18 protein-coding genes and 3 pseudogenes are annotated in these 20,172 nt (G+C 46.6%); 12 read left to right on the top strand and 9 right to left on the bottom strand.

All coding sequences use genetic code 11. The features are described from left to right. Nucleotides 1–185: 185 nt before the first annotated feature. Genes BMX44_RS13070 through BMX44_RS13080 form a run of 3 tightly spaced genes read right to left on the bottom strand, consistent with a single transcriptional unit; the run spans nucleotide 186 to nucleotide 4,202 of the window. Nucleotides 186–1,823: a type IV secretory system conjugative DNA transfer family protein gene (locus tag BMX44_RS13070; RefSeq protein ID WP_090633807.1), complete on the bottom strand. Its 1,638-nt coding sequence runs from the start codon at nucleotides 1,821–1,823 to the stop codon at nucleotides 186–188. Between the two features lie 4 nt (nucleotides 1,824–1,827). Next, a complete protein-coding gene (locus tag BMX44_RS13075; protein ID WP_143056951.1) occupies nucleotides 1,828–3,129 on the bottom strand; it encodes a hypothetical protein in 1,302 nt (433 codons plus the stop codon). A 23-nt stretch (nucleotides 3,130–3,152) separates the two neighbouring features. Beyond that, complete coding sequence (locus BMX44_RS13080; protein WP_090633811.1) at nucleotides 3,153–4,202, bottom strand: hypothetical protein; 1,050 nt, start codon at nucleotides 4,200–4,202, stop codon at nucleotides 3,153–3,155. 303 nt (nucleotides 4,203–4,505) lie between these two features. Here BMX44_RS13080 and BMX44_RS13085 point away from each other — a divergent pair, with 303 nt between their 5' ends. The 8 genes from BMX44_RS13085 (at nucleotide 4,506) to BMX44_RS13120 (ending at nucleotide 9,223) form a co-directional block, all read left to right on the top strand. After that, complete coding sequence (locus BMX44_RS13085; protein WP_090633813.1) at nucleotides 4,506–4,784, top strand: hypothetical protein; 279 nt, start codon at nucleotides 4,506–4,508, stop codon at nucleotides 4,782–4,784. Next, entirely contained in the window at nucleotides 4,777–6,336 is a 1,560-nt protein-coding gene (locus BMX44_RS13090; RefSeq protein ID WP_090633815.1) for a recombinase family protein, read from the top strand. The genes BMX44_RS13085 and BMX44_RS13090 overlap by 8 nt, the downstream gene beginning before the upstream one ends. A gap of 575 nt (nucleotides 6,337–6,911) precedes the next feature. Continuing rightward, the gene (locus BMX44_RS13095; RefSeq protein ID WP_090633912.1) at nucleotides 6,912–7,118 is read left to right on the top strand and encodes an addiction module protein; all 207 of its coding nucleotides are present in this window, start codon (nucleotides 6,912–6,914) and stop codon (nucleotides 7,116–7,118) included. Further along, complete coding sequence (locus BMX44_RS13100; protein WP_090633817.1) at nucleotides 7,118–7,414, top strand: type II toxin-antitoxin system RelE/ParE family toxin; 297 nt, start codon at nucleotides 7,118–7,120, stop codon at nucleotides 7,412–7,414. Before BMX44_RS13095 ends, BMX44_RS13100 begins: the two co-directional genes overlap by 1 nt. Before the next feature lie 393 nt (nucleotides 7,415–7,807). After that, the gene (locus tag BMX44_RS13105) at nucleotides 7,808–8,047 is read left to right on the top strand and encodes a FitA-like ribbon-helix-helix domain-containing protein (protein ID WP_090633819.1); all 240 of its coding nucleotides are present in this window, start codon (nucleotides 7,808–7,810) and stop codon (nucleotides 8,045–8,047) included. Next, nucleotides 8,044–8,463 (top strand): type II toxin-antitoxin system VapC family toxin, encoded by a 420-nt coding sequence (locus tag BMX44_RS13110; RefSeq protein ID WP_090633821.1) that lies wholly within the window; start codon nucleotides 8,044–8,046, stop codon nucleotides 8,461–8,463. Before BMX44_RS13105 ends, BMX44_RS13110 begins: the two co-directional genes overlap by 4 nt. A 151-nt stretch (nucleotides 8,464–8,614) precedes the next feature. Continuing rightward, entirely contained in the window at nucleotides 8,615–8,893 is a 279-nt protein-coding gene (locus BMX44_RS13115) for a type II toxin-antitoxin system RelE/ParE family toxin (RefSeq protein ID WP_090633824.1), read from the top strand. Between the two features lie 12 nt (nucleotides 8,894–8,905). Further along, nucleotides 8,906–9,223, top strand: coding sequence for a HigA family addiction module antitoxin (locus tag BMX44_RS13120; RefSeq protein WP_090633826.1), 318 nt, complete (start codon nucleotides 8,906–8,908; stop codon nucleotides 9,221–9,223). A gap of 373 nt (nucleotides 9,224–9,596) precedes the next feature. Here BMX44_RS13120 and tnpC read toward each other — a convergent pair whose 3' ends face one another. Further along, nucleotides 9,597–11,015 (bottom strand): IS66 family transposase, encoded by a 1,419-nt coding sequence (tnpC, locus tag BMX44_RS13130; RefSeq protein ID WP_143056952.1) that lies wholly within the window; start codon nucleotides 11,013–11,015, stop codon nucleotides 9,597–9,599. Between the two features lie 228 nt (nucleotides 11,016–11,243). Here tnpC and BMX44_RS13135 point away from each other — a divergent pair, with 228 nt between their 5' ends. Beyond that, entirely contained in the window at nucleotides 11,244–12,077 is an 834-nt protein-coding gene (locus BMX44_RS13135) for an integrase core domain-containing protein (RefSeq protein ID WP_090633832.1), read from the top strand. A 22-nt stretch (nucleotides 12,078–12,099) separates the two neighbouring features. Then, nucleotides 12,100–12,188, top strand: a pseudogene (locus BMX44_RS17555) (IS5/IS1182 family transposase); the annotation flags it as partial. A gap of 153 nt (nucleotides 12,189–12,341) precedes the next feature. Here BMX44_RS17555 and BMX44_RS17560 read toward each other — a convergent pair. Continuing rightward, on the bottom strand, nucleotides 12,342–12,458 hold the full coding sequence (locus tag BMX44_RS17560) for a DUF4372 domain-containing protein (protein WP_090633834.1): 117 nt from the start codon (nucleotides 12,456–12,458) through the stop codon (nucleotides 12,342–12,344). Between the two features lie 23 nt (nucleotides 12,459–12,481). After that, nucleotides 12,482–12,589: pseudogene (locus tag BMX44_RS17620) on the bottom strand (DUF4372 domain-containing protein); the annotation flags it as partial. 171 nt (nucleotides 12,590–12,760) lie between these two features. Here BMX44_RS17620 and BMX44_RS13145 point away from each other — a divergent pair. Next, on the top strand, nucleotides 12,761–14,872 hold the full coding sequence (locus BMX44_RS13145) for a PQQ-dependent sugar dehydrogenase (protein ID WP_245738935.1): 2,112 nt from the start codon (nucleotides 12,761–12,763) through the stop codon (nucleotides 14,870–14,872). Between the two features lie 263 nt (nucleotides 14,873–15,135). On the opposite strand, the pseudogene BMX44_RS13150 reads toward BMX44_RS13145, so the two are convergent. The 3 genes and pseudogenes from BMX44_RS13150 to BMX44_RS13155 form a co-directional block, all read right to left on the bottom strand. Beyond that, nucleotides 15,136–15,588 (bottom strand): annotated as a pseudogene (locus BMX44_RS13150) (IS4 family transposase); the annotation flags it as partial. Between the two features lie 69 nt (nucleotides 15,589–15,657). Next, nucleotides 15,658–15,954 carry a DUF4372 domain-containing protein gene (locus BMX44_RS16625; protein WP_143056954.1) on the bottom strand — a complete coding sequence of 99 codons (297 nt, stop codon included), beginning with the start codon at nucleotides 15,952–15,954 and terminating at the stop codon, nucleotides 15,658–15,660. Nucleotides 15,955–16,670: 716 nt separating this feature from the next. Then, nucleotides 16,671–17,990, bottom strand: coding sequence for an IS701 family transposase (locus tag BMX44_RS13155; protein ID WP_090633838.1), 1,320 nt, complete (start codon nucleotides 17,988–17,990; stop codon nucleotides 16,671–16,673). A gap of 352 nt (nucleotides 17,991–18,342) precedes the next feature. Here BMX44_RS13155 and BMX44_RS13160 point away from each other — a divergent pair, with 352 nt between their 5' ends. Further along, the gene (locus BMX44_RS13160; RefSeq protein ID WP_090633841.1) at nucleotides 18,343–20,142 is read left to right on the top strand and encodes a copper oxidase; all 1,800 of its coding nucleotides are present in this window, start codon (nucleotides 18,343–18,345) and stop codon (nucleotides 20,140–20,142) included. Nucleotides 20,143–20,172 lie beyond the last annotated feature (30 nt).

Raw genomic sequence — 20,172 nt, forward strand, 5'->3', positions numbered from 1 at the left:
CTAATAGCCGTATTGATGAGTTGTTGCCGTTAACGCCGGAATTTATCGAAGCATTAAAACAAGAAAAATTATAGATGGTCGCGCCGGACGCTTACATAGGGATTCAGGATCATACATAATCGGCAAACCTCAATTTTTATCCATATTACAGCCGATTATGCCGGTATGAAATGCGTTTGCTACGTTTAGAGCCGCAACCTTGTTTTCCCCTTAAACACTTTACCGAACAGCGGATTGACGCCGACCCATTTCGACCAGGGTTTGATTTCGTGGTAACCGATTTTGGACAGGCGGATGGGCCGGTGATTGCGCACAAACAGGATGGTATCATCGGTACGGCGTACTTCATCAGCCGTCATCAGGCGGCGCGGGGCGTCCTGTAGCGAGCGTGTCGGCGTATCGAACATGCTCTGCCCGATATTGTGAGAAAGCGCCTTGATCGTGGATTCGCCAAGCATGTCGGAGATCAACTGGCAGGTCTTGTACGAACGAGCGCCCATGATAATCTTCACTTCCGTTTGGGACAGCAGCGTCTCCAGACTTTCACGCCCGTAGACATGCGCCCACTGTTCCAGCTCCTGCACGATCAGCCAGAGCCTGATCTTGAACTCACGCGCGAGCGTGAGCAAGGACGGTAGGCCTTCGACCTTGAAATTGGTAATTTCATCGCACAAAAAACACACGGACTGGCCGTTCTGAAACCGGATCAGCTCGGTGAGCGCACACCAGGACATCAATCCCAGCCACGGCGCGTAAACGGCCATGCGCGTCGGATCGGCCAAAAGATAAACGGTCATTTTCTTCTTTTTGAGATCGGCAAAGCGGAAATCGCAGGTCGATGTGCATTCGGCCAGCCTGCCGCTGGGCGAGAACACTTCCAAAGACTGCACTGCGCCTTCACGGAAAGACTCGATCTGTTTCTGGTCGCCGCTGTCGAACTTGGCCAGTAAATCCTTGGCAAGCCGCGCCAGATCGCCGTTCAAATGCACAGAATACTGCGCATCCTGCAACGCTTTCTGAAGTGCGCTCTTGTCACTGAGCAGACACAGGGCGGCGGATAATGTGGGATCGCCTTCCATCGTCACCAGATAGACAAATGCGAAGACCAGAAATTTCCGCGAACCGTTGCGGAAATACTGGTTTTCGCCCTGCTGGGCCGGGTCCTGGCACAATTGTTTGGCGATGCTTTGCGCATCGGACATGAGCTGTGCGTGTAGCGCCGGATCGGCCCAGTCGTCGATCAGGATTTGCAGCGGATTGTAGCGTGCCCCGATGCCCAGAATATCGGAATACAGGCCACCGGGATTGACGCACAGCGTTTCATGCTTGTAGCGCTTGCGGCGAAGCTGCGCCGTCATGCAGGCCAGCGTGCCTTTCAGGTCGGGCACGAACATGCTTATGGCATTGTGACACAGCGCCGGTATCACAAATGTTACCGTCTTGCCGCCCCCGGCAGGGCTTAAAACCAGACCGGAGGACTCGATATCGACGAAGACCGGCTTGCTTTCATGGAGTCCGGCGAGGAACCCGCCGCGTTTACTATACAGCCCCACCTTTTTAATATCGCGTGCACTCGCCCAGGCCGCGCTTCCGGTGCGATCCGTAGGCTTCATCGCGCGTTTGCGAAAGATCAGCTTCGGAATGAGGATCAGCGTGTAGAGTACGGCCCGGATAAAAGCGAAGACGGCGCACAGCGCCAGAAAGATGGGAACGATGAAGAGATCACTCCCCAGCCAGTGTTGGGTTTCCCAGGCTCCCCATGTATACAGGCAGCCCAGGATGAGCAAACCAAGCGGATTGGTCTGCCCTGATTGTTGTTGCACCTTGTTACTTCGCCATGACGATGGTAAGCGGATCAATCAGCACGGAATGATCGCCAAAGGTTTTGCCGGTTTCGAAGAAAGCCAGAATATCCTGCCCCCGGTTGCCGCGTGTCGCGGCAATGTGGAACGGCGCGGCATAGGTGTGTTCATTGACAGAGACGCGGATTTCGCCGGAAAGCCCTTGCGCGGCTTCGCCTTCGTAAAAATTAATAGCGATCACCAGCGTGCGTAAATCCAGCGGTACGTCGAAACCTATCGTTTCATACCCGTTGGTCGGTTGCGGCGAGTTGCGGTAATCTTTCCAGTAGCGCCCGTGCGCCGTGACCGTGCGTCCGAAATACAAGACCGGCGCATCCGGCAAGGGACGGGCATAGACATCCAGATCACACAAAGCGCATTGCCAGGAAATACCGATCTGCACGCGCTCCGCGCGAACCACTTGCGCCTGTGGCAATGCGGTTTCGCTGACAGGCCGATCGAAGATCGATTGCCGGTTTTCCACCGGGCTGAGGATAATCATTTCAAGCTTGCCGGAGCGCACCGGTTTGAAATCGTGCGCAGGCGGCGGGGCATTTCCTTTAACGCCCCGGAACAATGTCGGCACGTCCGCAACAAAACCGCCCAGCTTGCCGCCAAGCGCTTCAACATAAAGCGCCCAGAAGCGTTTGACGAAATAGCCGTGCCGCTCGCCCTGCATGATCCGGTCGCTGCCGTAGCCCATATGGACAACGGCATTTTTAAGCAGGCCGGATTGACCGGCTGCGCCGAACGGCGTTTTGCCTTGGGAAGCAAATAAATGCCCGTCCGATGGAAACCGTCCGTTCGCCATGGAAAAAGCCGCCTCGCGCGGATCGTCGTAAAACGGCGAACCCAGTACGATCACATCCAGCCTGCCGCTATGGTTAAAATTATTAGCTACATAGCGCAGCAGTTGCGGCAGGCGCACCGCGCCCGGCACGGACGGATGACCGGCGCTTCCGGGCGTTACAGAACGATCTGCAAAGCGTTTCAGCGCAGCGACCGCTTCGCGGTTTACGCCCAGACGCGCTTTGGGATTGTTATAGGCCGAATTGTCCGGGATATTAAATTCGCCGATGATCGAGAGGTTGTAACCATCGATCAGTGTTACCCGGCTGCCCTGATTCAGCTCCGTGAGTTGCTTCAATAACGCAACGGAATGCCGCCGCGCGTCATCCGGCGCATGATACGGTGAGAGCGCTACGATCAGGTCGCGGGCCGTAGCGGCTTGCGCCGCTGTCAGCCAGGTAAAAAGTACGATACAAAGTAACAGTGTTTTGGTTTTCATATCAATTCCTTTGATGAGTTTGCTCAATGGTGGGAATTCATGGTGGCAATATGACGCGCCCGCAGGCTGATATATTCCACGATCCGCTCGTTGATGAAGGCATCGCGCTGCGCTTCCAGCTCGACCAGACGGCCATGCAGCTTGCCGCGTTTCTCACGTAAGGCTTCGTGCGCGGCGCGTTGCTCCTTTAACGCTTTTTCGATCTCGATATATTCGGGATTTTCGACATACATATCCGGCGAATAGCGCATATAGATATCTTCAAGTGCCAGAAACAAAGCACTTGCGGCCAGCATCTCGACCAGCAATTGCGACCAGATGAAAATGGAACCGTAATCCTTGCTTTCACCGAACGACTCCCAGTCAATCGTCCCTGCCACGCCGGTATGGATCACACCGAATAGCGTGCACCAGAACAGAAACGCGATCCCGGTTGCCGCGTAGATGCATTTGGCGTAAGTCCTGCGTGAGCTGTCATAGGTCATGAAATTGGTTACGAATTTGATCGATGTCGAGGCGATGGGCATGAGTGCCGAGATCATCAGCGCCAGCCACGGTTTCTCAATGAACACGGCATTGCCCGATGCGACCAGATTGGCATAGACGTTGCCCATGCCCAGTCCCGCAGCAACGACCAGGCAGGTCAGCAGAAAGCAAAACAGCACCTGATCCTTGCGCCGCCAGTCGTTCCAGTGAATGTCGGTTGCGTCTTTTTTGCTGCCGATCTGAAAATTACCGCTTTTGATATAGCGGGGCGTGTTGGCCTTCTTGGCCTCAAGATCGTTCAGCAATTTGAGTGAAATTTTGAAGGCGGCGTCGATATCCTCGATATCCAGCCGCAATTTCGTCAGCTCGGCGCCGGATTGCTGGTCGGCCTCATATGTGGCCTGCTGGACGATTACCGCATTGGCGATTTCTGAATCGGGGTGGTGAACCAGTCTGCGTAAAAAATTGGATGAGGACGATACCGCCGTCTCCGGTTTTTTAACTATGTCCGCCTTGTCGCTCTTTACCAGCTCTAGTGCCAGCGATTGCGTTTTACCTTTACTTTTAGGTTTTGGTTTTGTTGCCATAAACGAATCTCCTTTAATAATGAAACAGGGAAAAACCGTCTGGCATGGTAGTGAACGCGCATCCCGATGCCGGGAAACAATGAACGGAACCAAAAACAGGAATATATTCCTTGACTCCTGGCGTGATAAACGCTATCTCTAAATCATCAAATCGCCCGATCTGTATCTACAGGCCGCATCAATTGCATTGATCGCGGCCTTGCAGTTTCCCGCCTGCATAGCAGGCGGCTTTCATAATCCCGTTCGTTATCAACTCTTGAGGCTCATGCTCCGCTTCGCCGGAACATGTGAATCGCGTTTGTCATGCTATTGGATATTGAGAAATACAAACACCATGTCGAAAAGCTCGATATGAGCAAAGCGCAAAAGGAAGAATTGATGCGAACGGTCTGGGGTATCATGGAATCGTCGGTTGACCAGGCGTTCGAAGAAGAGTTTGAACAGCAATCCCGCCAACCTGTTTCGCATAACAGTTTACAGAAAGGTTGTAACAAGATAGATTCAAATAAACCAACCGTATTGATCGGCCATTTCAGAAACACCGCAGAGCATGCGGTGGGAGACGGTGAAGACCATGACTGACAACGCCAAACAAAACGCCGTGATTTATTGCCGCGTATCCAGCGCCAAGCAGGTGCGCGAAGGGCACGGCCTGAATTCGCAGGAGACACGCTGCCGGGAATACGCCCGGCACAAAGGTTACGATATAGCGCAGGTCTTTCAGGACGAAGGCGTATCGGGCGGCCTGATCGACCGGCCCGGCATCAAGGCGCTGCTGGCATTTCTTAAACAAAACCGCAATCAAGCCTATGTCGTCATTATCGACGATATCAGCCGCCTGGCACGCGGACTGGAAGCCCATATCCAGCTTCGCACCGCGATCAGCGGTGCGGGCGGCAAGCTGGAAAGCCCGTCGATTGAGTTCGGCGAGGATTCTGACAGCCAACTGGTCGAGAACCTGCTGGCCAGCGTCTCGCAGCACCAGCGCCAGAAAAACGGTGAACAGGTCAAGAACCGGATGCGAGCGCGTGTGCTTAACGGTTACTGGACATCCTATCCGGCTGTCGGCTACCGCTACGAGAAAGTGCCCGGACACGGCAAGATGCTGGTGCGTAACGAACCGATAGCCACTATCGTTCAAACCGCGCTGGAAGGTTTTGCCTCCGGGCGTTTTGAAACGCAATCAGAGGTTAAGCAATATCTGGACTCTCAGGAAGCATTTCCAAAAGGACGGGACGGACGCGTTCACTACCAACGCGTCTATAATCTGCTTAACCAGATTCTGTATACAGGTTATATCGACCTGCCTGGCTGGGGCATTCACTTTCAGCCCGGCAAACATGAGCCGCTGATCAGTTTTGAAACCTGGCAACAAATTCAGGAACGTCTGAAAGGAAAAGCCAAAGCACCGGCACGTAAAGACCTGAATCAGGATTTTCCGTTACGGGGATTTGTCACCTGCGCGAGCTGCAATGAGGCCATGACATCGTGCTGGTCAACGGGGCGTAACAAACGGTATGCGTATTATCTATGCCAGACCAGAGAGTGCGCGGAATACGGCAAGTCTGTACGCAAGGAAAAGATCGAGGAGGAATTTGAGAACCTGCTACGCGATCTGCGCCCTTCGCAGAATCTGTTTTACATGGCGCTGGATATGTTCCGGGATTTGTGGAACGACCGGCTGAGCAAACGCAAACAGGAAGCGTCATTTATCGGTCAGGAAGCGCAGAAGGTGGAACGTTCTATTGCCAAGCTTCTGGATCGAATCGTCGAAACAGACAGTCCCAGCATCATCGTCACCTATGAAAACCGTATCCGGGAACTGGAAAACCGTAAAGCGGAACTGAATGAAAAAATCAGGACATGCGGCACAGTATTGCCGGATTTTGATGAAACGTTTAGAACCGCGTTCTCATTCTTGTCGAACCCGCATAAACTCTGGGCTTCGGACAGATTAGAATATAAAAGAACCGTCCTGAGGCTGGCTTTCAGTGACCGATTGCACTATTGCCGAAAAGAGGGGTTTAGAACCGCTCAATATGCCCTGCCATTCGCCCTTTTGGAAGGGTTGGGGCAAGGCAACTATGAATTGGTGGGTCTGGTTGGACTCGAACCAACGACCAAGGGATTATGAGAAGCAAAGAGCAAATTCACATTTAATATAATCAATGACTTACAACGCTTGCCAAGCATAAAAACAGTGTCAAACAGCCTCAAATGGCTATATTTCAGTCTCACTTTGGCACAAATTTGACACAATCTATTTTGCGCCCTCTTTGACCCGCCAGTCAGGACAAATCTGGTACCTAGTGTTTAATTGCGTTAATTCGATATATACTTTTTGAAGAATATTTCATTACAAAACAAGTGGTTGATCTGGAAAATAACATTTATTATTTTTGCAATTAAACACTAGTATAGCTTTGTTGCGTCTAATGCCACGGGGAATTTTGATTTTTATACACATTTCTATGGATAAAGCTGCCAGTAACCTGGGTAAATATTGATGAACAAAATGTTTTGATTGTTGCCTAAAATGAAGGCAAGAAAAGAAACCTGAAGTTTTACTACAATTCGTCTATTAAATGTTTATTGGGTTGAAATTGTTTATATTTTGGAAATACAACCACAAAAATGGAGTATCCTTATAATAATACTGGCCGCTAGCGCTGCCAGCGATGTGTTTCTAACAAATGAGAGGTGAACCTGGTGAGTAGCAAAGATATACTGGAACAAGCATTAAGGCTTAAACCAAACGAGAGGTTTCTGGTGCTCGAAGGGATCATAAAGAGCTTGGATGAACCTGATAGCTCACTAGACACAATATGGGCAGACGAGGCAGAAAAGCGACTCAAAGCCTATCGAGCAGGCACCCTTGAAGGTATACCTGTCGAGGAAGTATTCAAGAAAGAATAATGCGAGTTTTATTTTCAGAACTTGCAAAACAAGAACTTGATGATGCAAGCCAATACTACGAAATTGAATTTCAAGGACTTGGAGAACAGTTTCGAGAAGAGATTAAATTGGCCGCAAAAAGGATTTCAGAATATCCAGAGGCGTGGTCTGTAGAACGAGGCGATATCCGGAAATGCCTTCTTCACAAGTTTCCGTATAAACTACTTTACTCTATTGAAAAAGATCACATCATTATTATTGCCGTTGCGCACCAACATAGAAAACCAGAGTACTGGGTTGGAAAGGAAAAAACATAACCAGGTGTCGTGATCTGTTTAATTTGCCAGTCGTCACTTAAAAAGAGTAATTCGAACACGACAGGCTATTGATCACTATCTGGAAATTTACGATTGGCAAACAAAAAATATTCAGGAACGCCTATTTATTGCTTCAGGAAATATGCGCGATTCCATTCAAGCGATAGTGTTGATGCTGCCATAAAAAAATTTAAAGCATGAATGTTGTATGGATTTCTTAGATTTAAGCAATAAATGCAGTTGCTTTACACGACAAGTATCAACTAGCCGCCCTCAAAATAATTCGTACAGAACAGCTTCCTAAAAAGTACATTTTGTTCATAACATGAAAGGAGTGATATCACTTTCACTTTTATGCTATCATTGAATTCAAAAAGAGAGGATTGATATCAAATGTCTGTTGTTACAGTTCGAAATTTACCTGAAGAAGTACATCGTGCCCTCAAGCTACGAGCAGCTCAACATGGACGCAGCACAGAAGCTGAGATCCGGAAAATCCTGGAAGAAGCTGTGCGTCCTGAAGAGCGAGTCAAAATTGGTTCAGAACTTGTGGCCTTTGGGCAGCAACTTGAAGGAATTAATCTCGACGTTACCCGTGACGAAACGCCGACAGAGCCTGCTGTGTTCGAATGATCATCCTGGATACAAATGTCATTTCTGAACCAATGAAACCGAACAGCAATCCGGTAGTAACTGCTTGGCTTGATCGACAGTTGGCTGAAACACTTTATCTGACAGCAACGAGTTTCTCCGAACTGCTGGTCGGAATTGAAATCTTGCCGGATGGCAAACGTAAACAGGAATTGAGTATTGCATTGAAAGAGCTAATAATAAAGCTTTTTGGTCCACGTGTCCTGCCATTCGATCAGCAAGCCGCTATAGCATACGCACCTTTGATCGGTCGTGCCAAACTTAGTGGCCAATCACTCTCTGTAGCAGATGGACAGATCGCAGCAATCGCTTGCGTTCATGGATTTACTGTAGCAACACGTGCCGTCGCGCCCTTTGTAGCCGCTGGGGTACCCATCATCAATCCATGGGAACAATAATAAGAAGCTATAAACCTATTTCCCCTTCAAATTTCCTAAATTCACCATCTGTACAGGAACAAGCAAAGATTGAATTTAAGCCACAAGAATGAAGGCTATACTCCGTTAAATAATAATTGATCTCCGTAGCGTTACAGGATACAATTTGTCGATGATTAAGACCTTCAAGCATAAAGGACTTAGAGACTTTTTTGAAACAGGTAGTAAATCAAGTATACAACCACATCATGCACCACGCCTAGCAAGGCAATTGATAAGGCTTGATAGCGCTAGAAATGCGAATGACATGAATGTTCCTGGTTGGAAACTGCATGTCTTAACCGGGGAACTTGCCGGTCATTATTCAATAACAGTAAATGGCAATTGGAGAATAACTTTTACCTTTGAAGACGAAGACGCAGTATTAGTTGATTATCAGGATTACCACTAAGAGGGACCCAACATGAGCAAGATGCATAACCCACCCCACCCTGGTGCAACACTTCGGGAAGATATTTTGCCCGCATTAGGTTTATCTGTCACAAAAGCCGCCGAACAATTAAATGTCGCCCGCCCTACCTTATCAAAGGTATTAAATGAACGCGCCGCAATCTCTCCTGAAATGGCGCTACGAATCGAAGGATGGTTGGGCGTTGAGAATGGAGGAAGTGCAGACTTATGGATGGCACAGCAAGCAGCTTATGATCTATGGAATGCACGAAAAGCGGGATTGCCAAAAGTAAAACGTGCAGATACTGTAAGTACAGACATTACGCTGTAACACTTGTTATCTAGCCATAAGAGTGTGAGATAAGTTGCATGATCGAAAAGATGCAATTAATGATTCATTTCTTTGTAACGCTTGCCAGACTCATTAGGCCTGGCGGAATAAAAGCTGTGATGGCAGAAAACCTATTACTGAAACAGCAACTGATCACATTAACACGTCAACGATCGCGTGCACCTCGATTAACCTCTTTTGATCGTGTCTTGTTTGGTTATCTGACATTTTTTATCAGCAAAAAACGGCTTCAGAAAATAGCGATCACTTTAAAACCCGCTACACTTTTGAAGTTTCACCAGGCATTGGTGAAACGAAAATACAGAAAACTTTTTTCGTAACTACTCTCCCCATACTTTGTGAGCCTCACCCGCTAGTGCGATTTGAATAGCGATAAGCGGGTTATATCCTCTATTGGCCATGGATTGCAGGTAGCTGAAATCCGGCAATAGGCATGTGCATATTCGGTGGTTCTGAAACAACCTGATACTTTTTGTTTGACCTTTGACATCCTCAGATCCCGTTCAGCCCTGTTATTGGTAAACGATACATGTGGGTCTTTGGCGAACAGCAATACTGCCGTTTCATAATCTCTGAGTCTTTCCCAAAGGTTATGTGCATCAGATTTGGCCAGTTTACCGCGTTTGCCGCTGGGCTTGGGCGGAATGTCCGGTAGTTCTTTTGCGCCGCGCGTTAAAATATTCCGATAGCGTTTTTGCAGATTAGCTAATTCTTTATCGCCTAAACATTTTTCCGTGCTTTTAGAGACTGTCTTGCAAGTTTGCTGTAGCAGGCGTTTCATATTGCGCGCCCAGGCATAACCATTCGTATCAATAATGAAGGTCAATTCGCGTAACAAATGCGAACCACACAAGCCATGGTTGCAATCATGGTACGACAAGTATGATGACCAGCAATCATGAATGATAGCGCCGCCATAACGCGGAATGATATTGATTTCGTCAATGGCGGCTTTACCTCGCTTGCGGTGCAAAAACTTGAGAGTAACGTCACCTGAAGAATAAACATGAATCCAGTGGTTTTTGCGATCAACCCGGAAAGACGTTTCGTCCACGTTAATTGCTGGTGTGTTGAGCATTGATGCTGTGGCTTGACACTCCCAAGTTGCTAATGCCTGGTGAAGGCGCAGTACAAACTTCAGCAAACTGGCTTCAGCAATCACCACGCCGATCATTGATTTTATCAGCTTCTGTACCCGGTTCAGGGCAACCACCTGGCCCACCAACAGATTTATCACAAAAGCCTTTAAGCCATCACCATACTGCAAAGGACCATGCCTATCCGATGGAAATGAACCTTTCACGGTTGCATTACAGGACGGGCAATGTTTGACCTCAGCATCCACATGATCAACAACTTTCTCGAATACAATGTCGATCCTGGCGCGCCTTTCGTGATCAACGCAAGCAACATTGCTTAGATCTTCTGCACAGACATCGCAGGTGACTACTTGAGAAATCGCAACAGTTTCTTTAACACGGGTGTTTCTGGCCTGGCCCTTATTCTCATTTTTGCCCTTGCCGTTACTTCCAGGGCGGCTTAAAGCCGAATCATCCTTGTCTGTCTGAGAAGATGGTTTGCTGGAATTTTTGCTGTCTTTCTTGGTGCTGCGTTCAAGAAAAATAGCCAATATCAGCTCGATAATCATGAACAGGCTATTCATGAGCGCTCGAATCTCGGCGGATATTTTTCCTTCCGCACTAAGACAATCAAAGTCTGACTTTAAACGACCAACTTCTTCTCTAACAGAAGCTTTATCCAGATTTGCCACACTAATATCAATGGATTATTCTTAATAACACCATCATAACATGGCTTTTTTTGACTCCTCGTCAGCCAGCTGACAAGGATTTAACAGACTCACCCAAATAAAAAGCTAAAGTTGCAACTTAAACGGCTTGTCCCCACTTACAAGTTGATTGCAATGGAAGTTTCTTGTCGTGGTGAAAATTCAAAATTCTAGCGCCCAAAAAACCTGTCAAGTGTTTTTTTATTTTTTTTGGGGGGTGTCAGCAGTTACCTTTTTTCCAATAAAACACAAACGAAACCGGGTCGTAAAGAACCGGAACAGGATCTGATTGATCTTGTGGTAGAAATGAAGCGGCGAAATCCGCGATTTGGGTATGGCCGCATTGCTATGCAGATTTTTAAGGAATTCGGTATAGATATCAGCCGATTCGCCGTGGCTCGAATTTTACGCCAGAATTATAAAAATATTCCGGATAACAATGGCCCATCCTGGTTGACATTTATGGGGCATGCGAAAGACAGTTTGTGGTCAGTAGACTTTTTCCGTTGCGAATCTATACTGCTCAAATCACATTGGGTAATGCCTGTAATCGATATTTATAGTCGAAGAATTATCGGCTTTTCTATACACACTGGCAACCCTGATGGTGCAGCAGTTTGTCATATGTTTAACAAAATAATCGCCAGAAAAACATTGCCTAACTATTTGAGTTCGGACAACGACAACGACCCGTTATTTGAATTCCATCGTTGGCAAGCAAATTTGAGAATATTAGGAATTAAAGAAATCAAATCGATTCCGGGCACACCCACGTCTCATCCTTTTATCGAACGCAGTATAGGACTTTGCCGGCAGGAGTTTTTGAATCATGTGCTATTTTGGAACGCTGAGGATTTAACCAGAAAGCTAAACCAATATCAAAATTACTTCAATGAAACGAGAGCGCATTCGTCATTGGATAGGAAAACTCCCAACCAAAAAGCATCAAATAATGACATTCCCAACGAAAAACTGTTGTCCTTAAAAAATTATCACTGGGAATCATCCTGCCATGGACTATTCAATTTGCCCGTTGTCGCTTAAATATAGTAATTCGCACAGAACAGGCATTGCAACACGATACGCAAAGAATGCTGCATCGTTTCTGGCGGCTGTCCATTACGGTGCATCGCTATTTGGGGTAGCATCTTATGACGACACTATCTAGAGAAGCTCGTTGAATATAAAATTGTTTCTATAAATTTGAATTGCTTAAATTTGCAAATTTTTCTTCCCGGAGATTTCGACAAAAGTTGTTTATTTGATTGGTTCTTCGTTATTGGGAAATCGCTAATGGAAAATCTGGGTTTAATTTTGAGATTCTGTTTGATCCATTTCAAAATGACAAAGACGGTGTGCTTGCGTACTTACGTTTTCCACAATATCGCGTAAGCTGATGCGACCGGATAACTGCGCCATCGCCATGGTGACAAACTACGACAGCAGGTAGCAGTGTGTAAAGCTCGGCCTGAATAATGACTATTAGCTAGAGCCCTAAATTCATGTCTCGAAGCTAATTTTAAAATTTGAGAAAGGATTGTATTACAATGTATCATGGCTAGGTTCCCTCAATCCTATTCAATAAGCTATCGAAAATCCTACTGCAACAATACTGTCGAATCAGACTTCTTCGTTTGTCAGTTAACGGGACAGCAGTAACAGACGATAGTGAGTGGCTTGTTCGAGACAAGCTATTTATAGAGATTTTTTGTTGGAAGGAGCTCAAAATGAAATTCTATACTTCAATACAATGCTTTCTCGCTTTGCTAAGCATCTCTTTCTTGTCTCAGGCTACCGAAATCAATACCAGTTTTGAATTCAACAACACCAGCGGTTCTTTCACACTCACTGACGAATCAGCTTCTGCGGTATTCAGTGGCGGCGAAGCGAAATCGGTGGGTAATTTCTCACTCTATCACACGGGTTTAAATGCCTGGATGGTACCACCAGGCGCTACGGGAAACATCGATTTCAACCCGCCTGCCGAACAGCTCACGGTTTTTTTCCGTACACAGAACGGTAACAATAACAGCATACTCGAGCTTTTGGATAGTGACAGTCAGATTCTAATCAGTTTTCCAGGTTCATCTTCCAACTGGACAGAAGTTATCGCAAGCACGGCATCACTGGGAAAGCCGGTTGCACGAGTAATTTTGCGAAACGAATCAGGCCAGGGTTATGCCGTATTGGATGATCTTATTGCCGTTGCTTCTCAAGCGCCCCCAGATCGGCGTCTGGAAGACCCGATTCCCGAATCGATCCAGAAAGGGGCTAATCGGCTCAGGCTTAAGCTGATTGTAGACGGTCTGACAGCGCCGAATTGGGCAGTGGCTGCACCCGGAGACAGTCAACACTTGTATGTAAGCGATCAGAACGGCAAGTTATGGCGCATCAATTTATTTGATAACAGCAAAGCCGTTTTTCTGGACATATCCGACCGACTTGTAACGTTAGGCGCATTTGGAAGTGGTACATTTGACGAACGCGGTTTTCTCGGTTTTGCTTTTCACCCTCAGTATGCAGAAAATGGCCTGATCTATACCTACACCTCGGAACCGGTAACAGATGTCAGTGATTTTTCCACCATACCGGAAGGTTCAACAGCAAATCACCGCTCCGTTATCCGTGAATGGCGTTTGGAGTTTGACAATGCGACACAGAATCAAGCTACAGTAGCCGCGGAACGTGTTTTGATGACTGTTGATCAGCCGCAATTCAACCATAATGCTGGAGCACTGAATTTTGGCCCTGACGGCATGCTCTATGTCGCTTTAGGCGATGGCGGCGGAGCCGATGACCGCGATGGACAGGAATTTGCAGGCAGCCCAATGATTGGGCATGGCGCAGACGGTAATGCGCAAAATACGGCTAATCCGCTCGGTAGTTTGCTACGGATTGACCCAATGGGAAATAACGCAGAAAATGGTCAATACGGCATTCCCGCTGACAATCCATTTGCTGGATCAGAAACCGTACTGAACGAAATATATGCTTACGGCTTTCGCAATCCATTCCGGTTTTCATTTGATACGGTAACCGAATTACTGGTACTTGCGGATGTCGGACAAAACGATATTGAAGAAGTGAATCTGATTCAGGCTGGCGGTAATTATGGCTGGAGCACTAAAGAGGGTAGCTTCCGTTTCGACCCCAATGGAAATGATCCTGGTTTTGTGACCAGTGAGCCGGTTTCCGGGGACTTGATCGATCCTGTCGTTCAATACGATCATGATGAGGGCACCGCGATTATTGGTGGTTTTATCTACCGTGGTGAATCCATCAGCGCTCTGCGGCAGTCCTATGTGTTCGGTGATGTTGCCAGGACAGGCGATGGCGATGGCCGAATATTCTATACTCGTGGCGCTGAAATTCTTGAACTCGACCTGACGTTGCGCGATACACCCGGTTTCTGGGTGCTTGGTTTTGGTCAGGATGCAACAGGTGAACTCTATGTCCTTGGCAATGCAACCGGCATACCGTTTGAAACTACCGGAGCCATATATAAACTTGTACCCAACGCCGGTTTCAGTGGCGGTATACTCGATATACCGGCTGTTGATGTGATGCAGGGAGGCGGCAATGATGTATATCGGGCACAGCTGCAAGCTGTACAGGGTAGCCAACCATTGCGTTTCGAACTGATTCAGGCGGAAAAACTGACTGAAAGTTTTCGCGGAGATAATGCTACATTCGATCAAGAAACCGGCATCTTGAATATTCCGTTTGTCAATATTTCAAATGCTGATAATTCGGTATCAACCTATTCGGCAGAGCTTGAACTGATACCAGGCTTGCCACTGTTGACTTTTGAGCTGAAACAGGCAATGTTAATAAAATAATTACAACTAAAAATTGCGTAAGGCGAAAGCCGGATTGAATTAAAACCTATCCGGTCTCGCTGCTGTCTCGTTAACTTTCAAAATAGAGTAGGCTGATAATCATATTCGTAATGACTGCTAGGTGGGTCGCCTTGCAACAGACTCATGAGATCACGTTTTTCGAACAGATTGAGGTGCAATAACCGTAATATCTGCTGCATACTGATCTGAATCTTTGACTGGAATTTGATAAATGCGATCAGTAAATAGACGCATAGTGCGATTCAGATTTGTGTCATGACAGCATTCTTGCTTGTTCCGACAAACGATTTAATCTTGAGATTCTGTTTGATCCATTTGAGAAAGAGCTCAACATGCCAGCGTGCTTTATAGATGTCGGCGATGGTTCTGGCAGCTAGTTTGAAATGATTGGTCAGAAAAGTATATTGTGCGCCGGTTTCTTGATCCCAATAGACAATACGGCGCAACGTTTTCGGGCATTTCTTCAAGGCATCGTTACCTGTAAGCATAATCGTCTGATCACTGACTAATCCTTTGTTTTTCGGTATGGCGTGGCGCTCAGTCACTTTATAACAGGCATTGGATTTCAGTCGGGTAACAAAATATACGTCTTTGTTTGTCAGCTGGTTAAACCATGCATAATCCATGTAGCCTCTGTCCATTGCCACGATGCTACCGGTTGAAAATGTTAACGTACGTCCGATTTCAACATCGCTGGTTTTTTCCGTCCGTGATCACTGCAAACTCAGGCAGATAACCGTTGTGATTAAGGCCAACGTGCAGCTTTATAGCCCTTTTTGTAGATCGAAAGTCAGCCTACGGAAAAACAGGCAGGCACAGATCAATCGTAGAGGCGTCCAGCGAATAATGAGCGTTCTTGAAGCGAACAGGTGGCCGGGCGTCAGATATTGGCACTGTCGGAACAATTTTCCAAATAATGCCTCATACAAACTGTAGGACTTGCTTTCATACATACGGGCAAGATTGGAGCGTGTCAGTTTCGCGCTACCAAGATGATAAAGGCGGTGTGCTTGCGCACTCGTGTTTCCAACGATATCGCGCAAACTGATGCGACAGGACAACTAAGCCATCGCCATGATGACAAACTGCGACCAGCGGGTAGCAGTGCATAAATCACAATGTAATGACTTGGTTCCCAGTTCCTATTCAATAAGTTATCGAAACCCCATTGCAACAATACTGGTCGAATCAGGCTTCTTCGTTTGTCAGTTAACGGAGCAGCAGTAACACCATATGAAAGATGTGATTTATAAAGCAGGCACACTCCTTGCATATTCCGGTCCAGCCTGAACAGCCATTCTGGTTCAAAGTGAACAAAAGCATTTTGATCGAAGTGAGCAGCTATTCCGGCTGGAAATGAACATTTCCACTAAATTTTTGTTAGTCTCTCAAATTTTTTTTCTTCCATCCCCATAAATTCAAGTATAAACCTCTCGGGTGTTAGCTTCGCATACATCCTTGAGTTTACGGGGATTGCAGAAGTCGTTTAGTATGAGGCTTAAGGCGAATAATGCTCAATATTGAATTCTTACGTTTGCTGTTTTTCTATCATTAATTGTCCCGAAACAGATTTCCTGGAATTGGCGTTCAACACGCCGGAATGGTTGTTCAATTTCACCGGAATATGCACTCCTCGCAATAATTTGAAGTCGAGCAACGACATAATTAATATAAAGCTCCTTTGTTACATTAAAACTAGAGTTTAAAGCGAGCTTACTCCTCCAGGCTAATATTTTTTAGCCTGTTTTGGCTAGTCGCCCTATGTTTTTTCCTTTTGTTACGTAGTCTTAATCCGCTCACACTCAGAATCGCTATTTTTGTTCCAATTTGGTGGCATGAATTTTTTGCATTTCGCATTCCACCGCTGCCTGACGGCAACATGCCTTAAAATGCCAGCCAATCCTTTACGGATTTGTCCGGCTGTTTTGGGATTTTGTTTTCGCCAGGGAGAATGGCGACACAGTTCGTCCACAGCATGGCTGTTCAAACAACTCAACAGCTGCATCAAACCATAGCCTGCCATGGTGATATGTACCCAGCTATGTAGCGTTTGATGTGTTTGTTGCCATGCTTCTTTCAACCCCCAAGCCTGCTTCAGTTGGTTGAACATCGGTTCAATCGGCCAGTGCAGGCTATAACTTTCAACAACCTGTTCCGCTGTCAGCCTGGTATCGGTGCTCAACAACAAACTGGCAGTTTTCCATTGGTTTTGTTTCTTGTCATTTCCAAACTCACACCAGACAGCTCGCACCAACTTGCCGTTCAGAAAGCGCGCTTTAACCAGTTGACTGCGTAAACGTACTTGCTGCTCTTTACCGTAGATGTTCAGTGTTGCAATCCAGCGGTCCAAATGTTCAATACGCTCAGGCGTGTACTTCTCGCCATATTTCCGGCTCCGCCCTCTTTGGCCTTTCGACCTCGGTGCGGGCACATCGTACAGACGCGTATCTTTTCTCACTTGTCCGACCACATTAAAACCACGCTTGAGCATGGCGTTGATAACAGTTCGCCGCATATACCAACTACCCATCAGCACGCGCACCCTGAATTCTCTAAGCAAGCCTTGTACGACGCGTATCAACGTATTGGCGGCAACCAGCTTTCCAGTGTTGCCACGACCAGGCATCAAGCGGGAAAGTAACGGCAACGCAACCGGCTCACCATTGGAACGCCTAACGATCATCGCCAAATTGACCCAGCATTGCCCCAATACATATGAAGCAAGGTTCGCCTTGTTGCCATGCTGATGGTGAATCCGGCTGCCTGGCGCTTTTTTTGACGAACGCAGCGTCAGCGTATCATCAATAGCCAGATGTATGACATCACACTTCACATTCGCCAGCACCAGTCGCACAAATTGCCTTGCCAGCGCCAACCAGGACCACTTCCCTTGCTGTAACCACTTGTAGTAACTCGTCCAATGGTTACGCATGTTCACCATCAAATAAGCATCCGTCACGAAACCGGTTGGCGTTAACATCGCACCAATCAAAAGCTCAATAAAGCTACCAACTGATCTTAGGGGTAGCGCTTCACTTAAAAATGTTATCCAATAACACAGTTCGCTGGGGATACTGCCATATCCTCTTGCGTTCATTGCGGCCTCCAGATGTGAAATCTCAAAAATTTCTTCTAGAGGCCGCGCGCTAAATACCTTTCAAAAACAAAGCTATTTAGCGCGCGGCAACGATTTTTGTGCCACAATGTCAAGCACTTTTTGCGTTAATTTGTTCTTTTTTGTATTAGTCTTTTCCTTTATTTCCTTTATAGAATTCTGAAACTCTAAACATTAAAAGTGGTTTTGTAATAATTTAAAAGCGTAAAATCATAGCTTGCTAAACCACCTAAGATTATATAAATAAGTATCATTTATAATGATAAATGCAAATTATTAGCGTTTGTCTATTTTTGTATTTATTGTCAATAAAATCACAAAAGGAGTGAACTGAATGAAGAAGTGGTTATTTATCTCAATTTTTTTATTGATTCCAAACCTAGTTTGGGCCGATGGAGAGGACCGAATTCGTTTCGAGCTCAATGACGGCCCGGGTAATTGGTTTAGAAATTCAAACGGTCCAATAGCAGGGTCTGGTTCTCTTGCGGTTGGTAAGCCTGGTGTCGAAGTTGATTTCAGACGGGATGATTCGAATACTGTACATACGATGACTAGCTTGCTTTACCCAACTGGCGCAAAAAATATGCCTTTTGATACGCCGCCGCAAAAGGGCAGTGAAAGGGTTAAATTAACAACACCTGGCTTATATGTTTTTTTTTGCCAAGTGCACCCATTCATGTTGGGTGCAGTGATTGTGGACGATCCTGATACACCTGGGCTTGATTTGGGCGATAGCATTACGTTGGTCAATGGAATAACCGTACCTACTAGCAGCGATTTGGCAACCCGTTTACTGCGTGGATTCCTAGTCTTGACCGAACCATCAAATTGGCAGAATTTTGCATCAAGTGCGCCATGGCACATTAACTACCCCAATGTAGACGTTCGAATTGATATTGGAACTGTAAACCTGGCCGCAGTATTGAATGCACGTTACGGAAATGATATCCCGTTGCCTTCGTTGTTGACGCCGCTCCCAGGTGTTGGCGAGGTTTGGATAAACACGCAATTCGAGAAAACAGCCAATAAACGCAAACCGGGGGCTGCCGCCGTAGTAGATGCGTCTACCTGGGAAGTAAAGCGCAAGGTATTTTTTCCGGATATAGAAATGAACAATCCGCACAATATGTGGACAGACCGGGACCAGAATCTAATCTATGTTACTGAATGGTTTGATAGCAAATTGACAGTTTTCGACCGTATGACAGGCCAGTTTATAGATCGTATTGATGTTGGCGAAGCACCCGCACATGTCATGACTCGCGTGGATACCGATCAACTGCATGTCTCCATCAATGGTTCGGATGATGAAGAATCTGTGGTTGAATTATCGCCACTAGCTGGAGGAGTTGAAAGGCGTATTGATATCGGCCGCCCTGGTCCACATGCGCACTGGATGGGGCATGATGGTGAAACCATGGTTACACCAAATGTTTTTACTGGTGATTCAACGATCTATGATTTCGTTCAGGACGACATTCAAAACATCGTAAGCACTGGTGGTGTCGAATCTCATCCAATTGCCACAGGTATGATGCCGGATTCCAGCAAGTATTATGTAGCTAATTTTCTGGACAGTACTTTTACCGTTATTGAAACTGCAACAGGCAATGTACTAAAAACAATCAATCTGTTAGAAAACTACAATCCTATAACAGGAGAAATCACAGGCCCGATTGGTGGTTTGCCGATTCAAACACCGGTTAGCCCAGATGGTATAGCTATGGTTACAGCTAATATCCTGTCGGATACGATAACTATTCTGGATACACGTTCAGATGAATTGGTGGCTGCCTTGCCGTGTGCGGCGGGTTGTCATGGCGTACAGTTTGGAGCCAAAGCGGGCGGCGGATATTATGCATATATTAGCAGCCAGTCATCCAACGTATTGCAGGTTGTGGATATCGATCCGAATGGCGATGGTAATCCTGTAGATGCAAAAATAGTTGGCAGAGTATTGCTGACGTCAACGGAAAATACAATAATGGATGACAGAATTCGTGCGTATGACGGGATGGGCGGGCAGGGCTTGCTACCCATACCAGTTATTTATAATGGATGGGTGCAAAATCTTCCGCAAGCCTGGAAAAACAAGCTGACGGAACAACAGCGTAATCCGTTGCAACCGTTCTAATTGCAAAATTATAATTATTTTAATTGTCGT

Source organism: Nitrosomonas marina, assembly GCF_900110145.1.
In the GTDB taxonomy this organism is placed as follows: domain Bacteria; phylum Pseudomonadota; class Gammaproteobacteria; order Burkholderiales; family Nitrosomonadaceae; genus Nitrosomonas; species Nitrosomonas marina.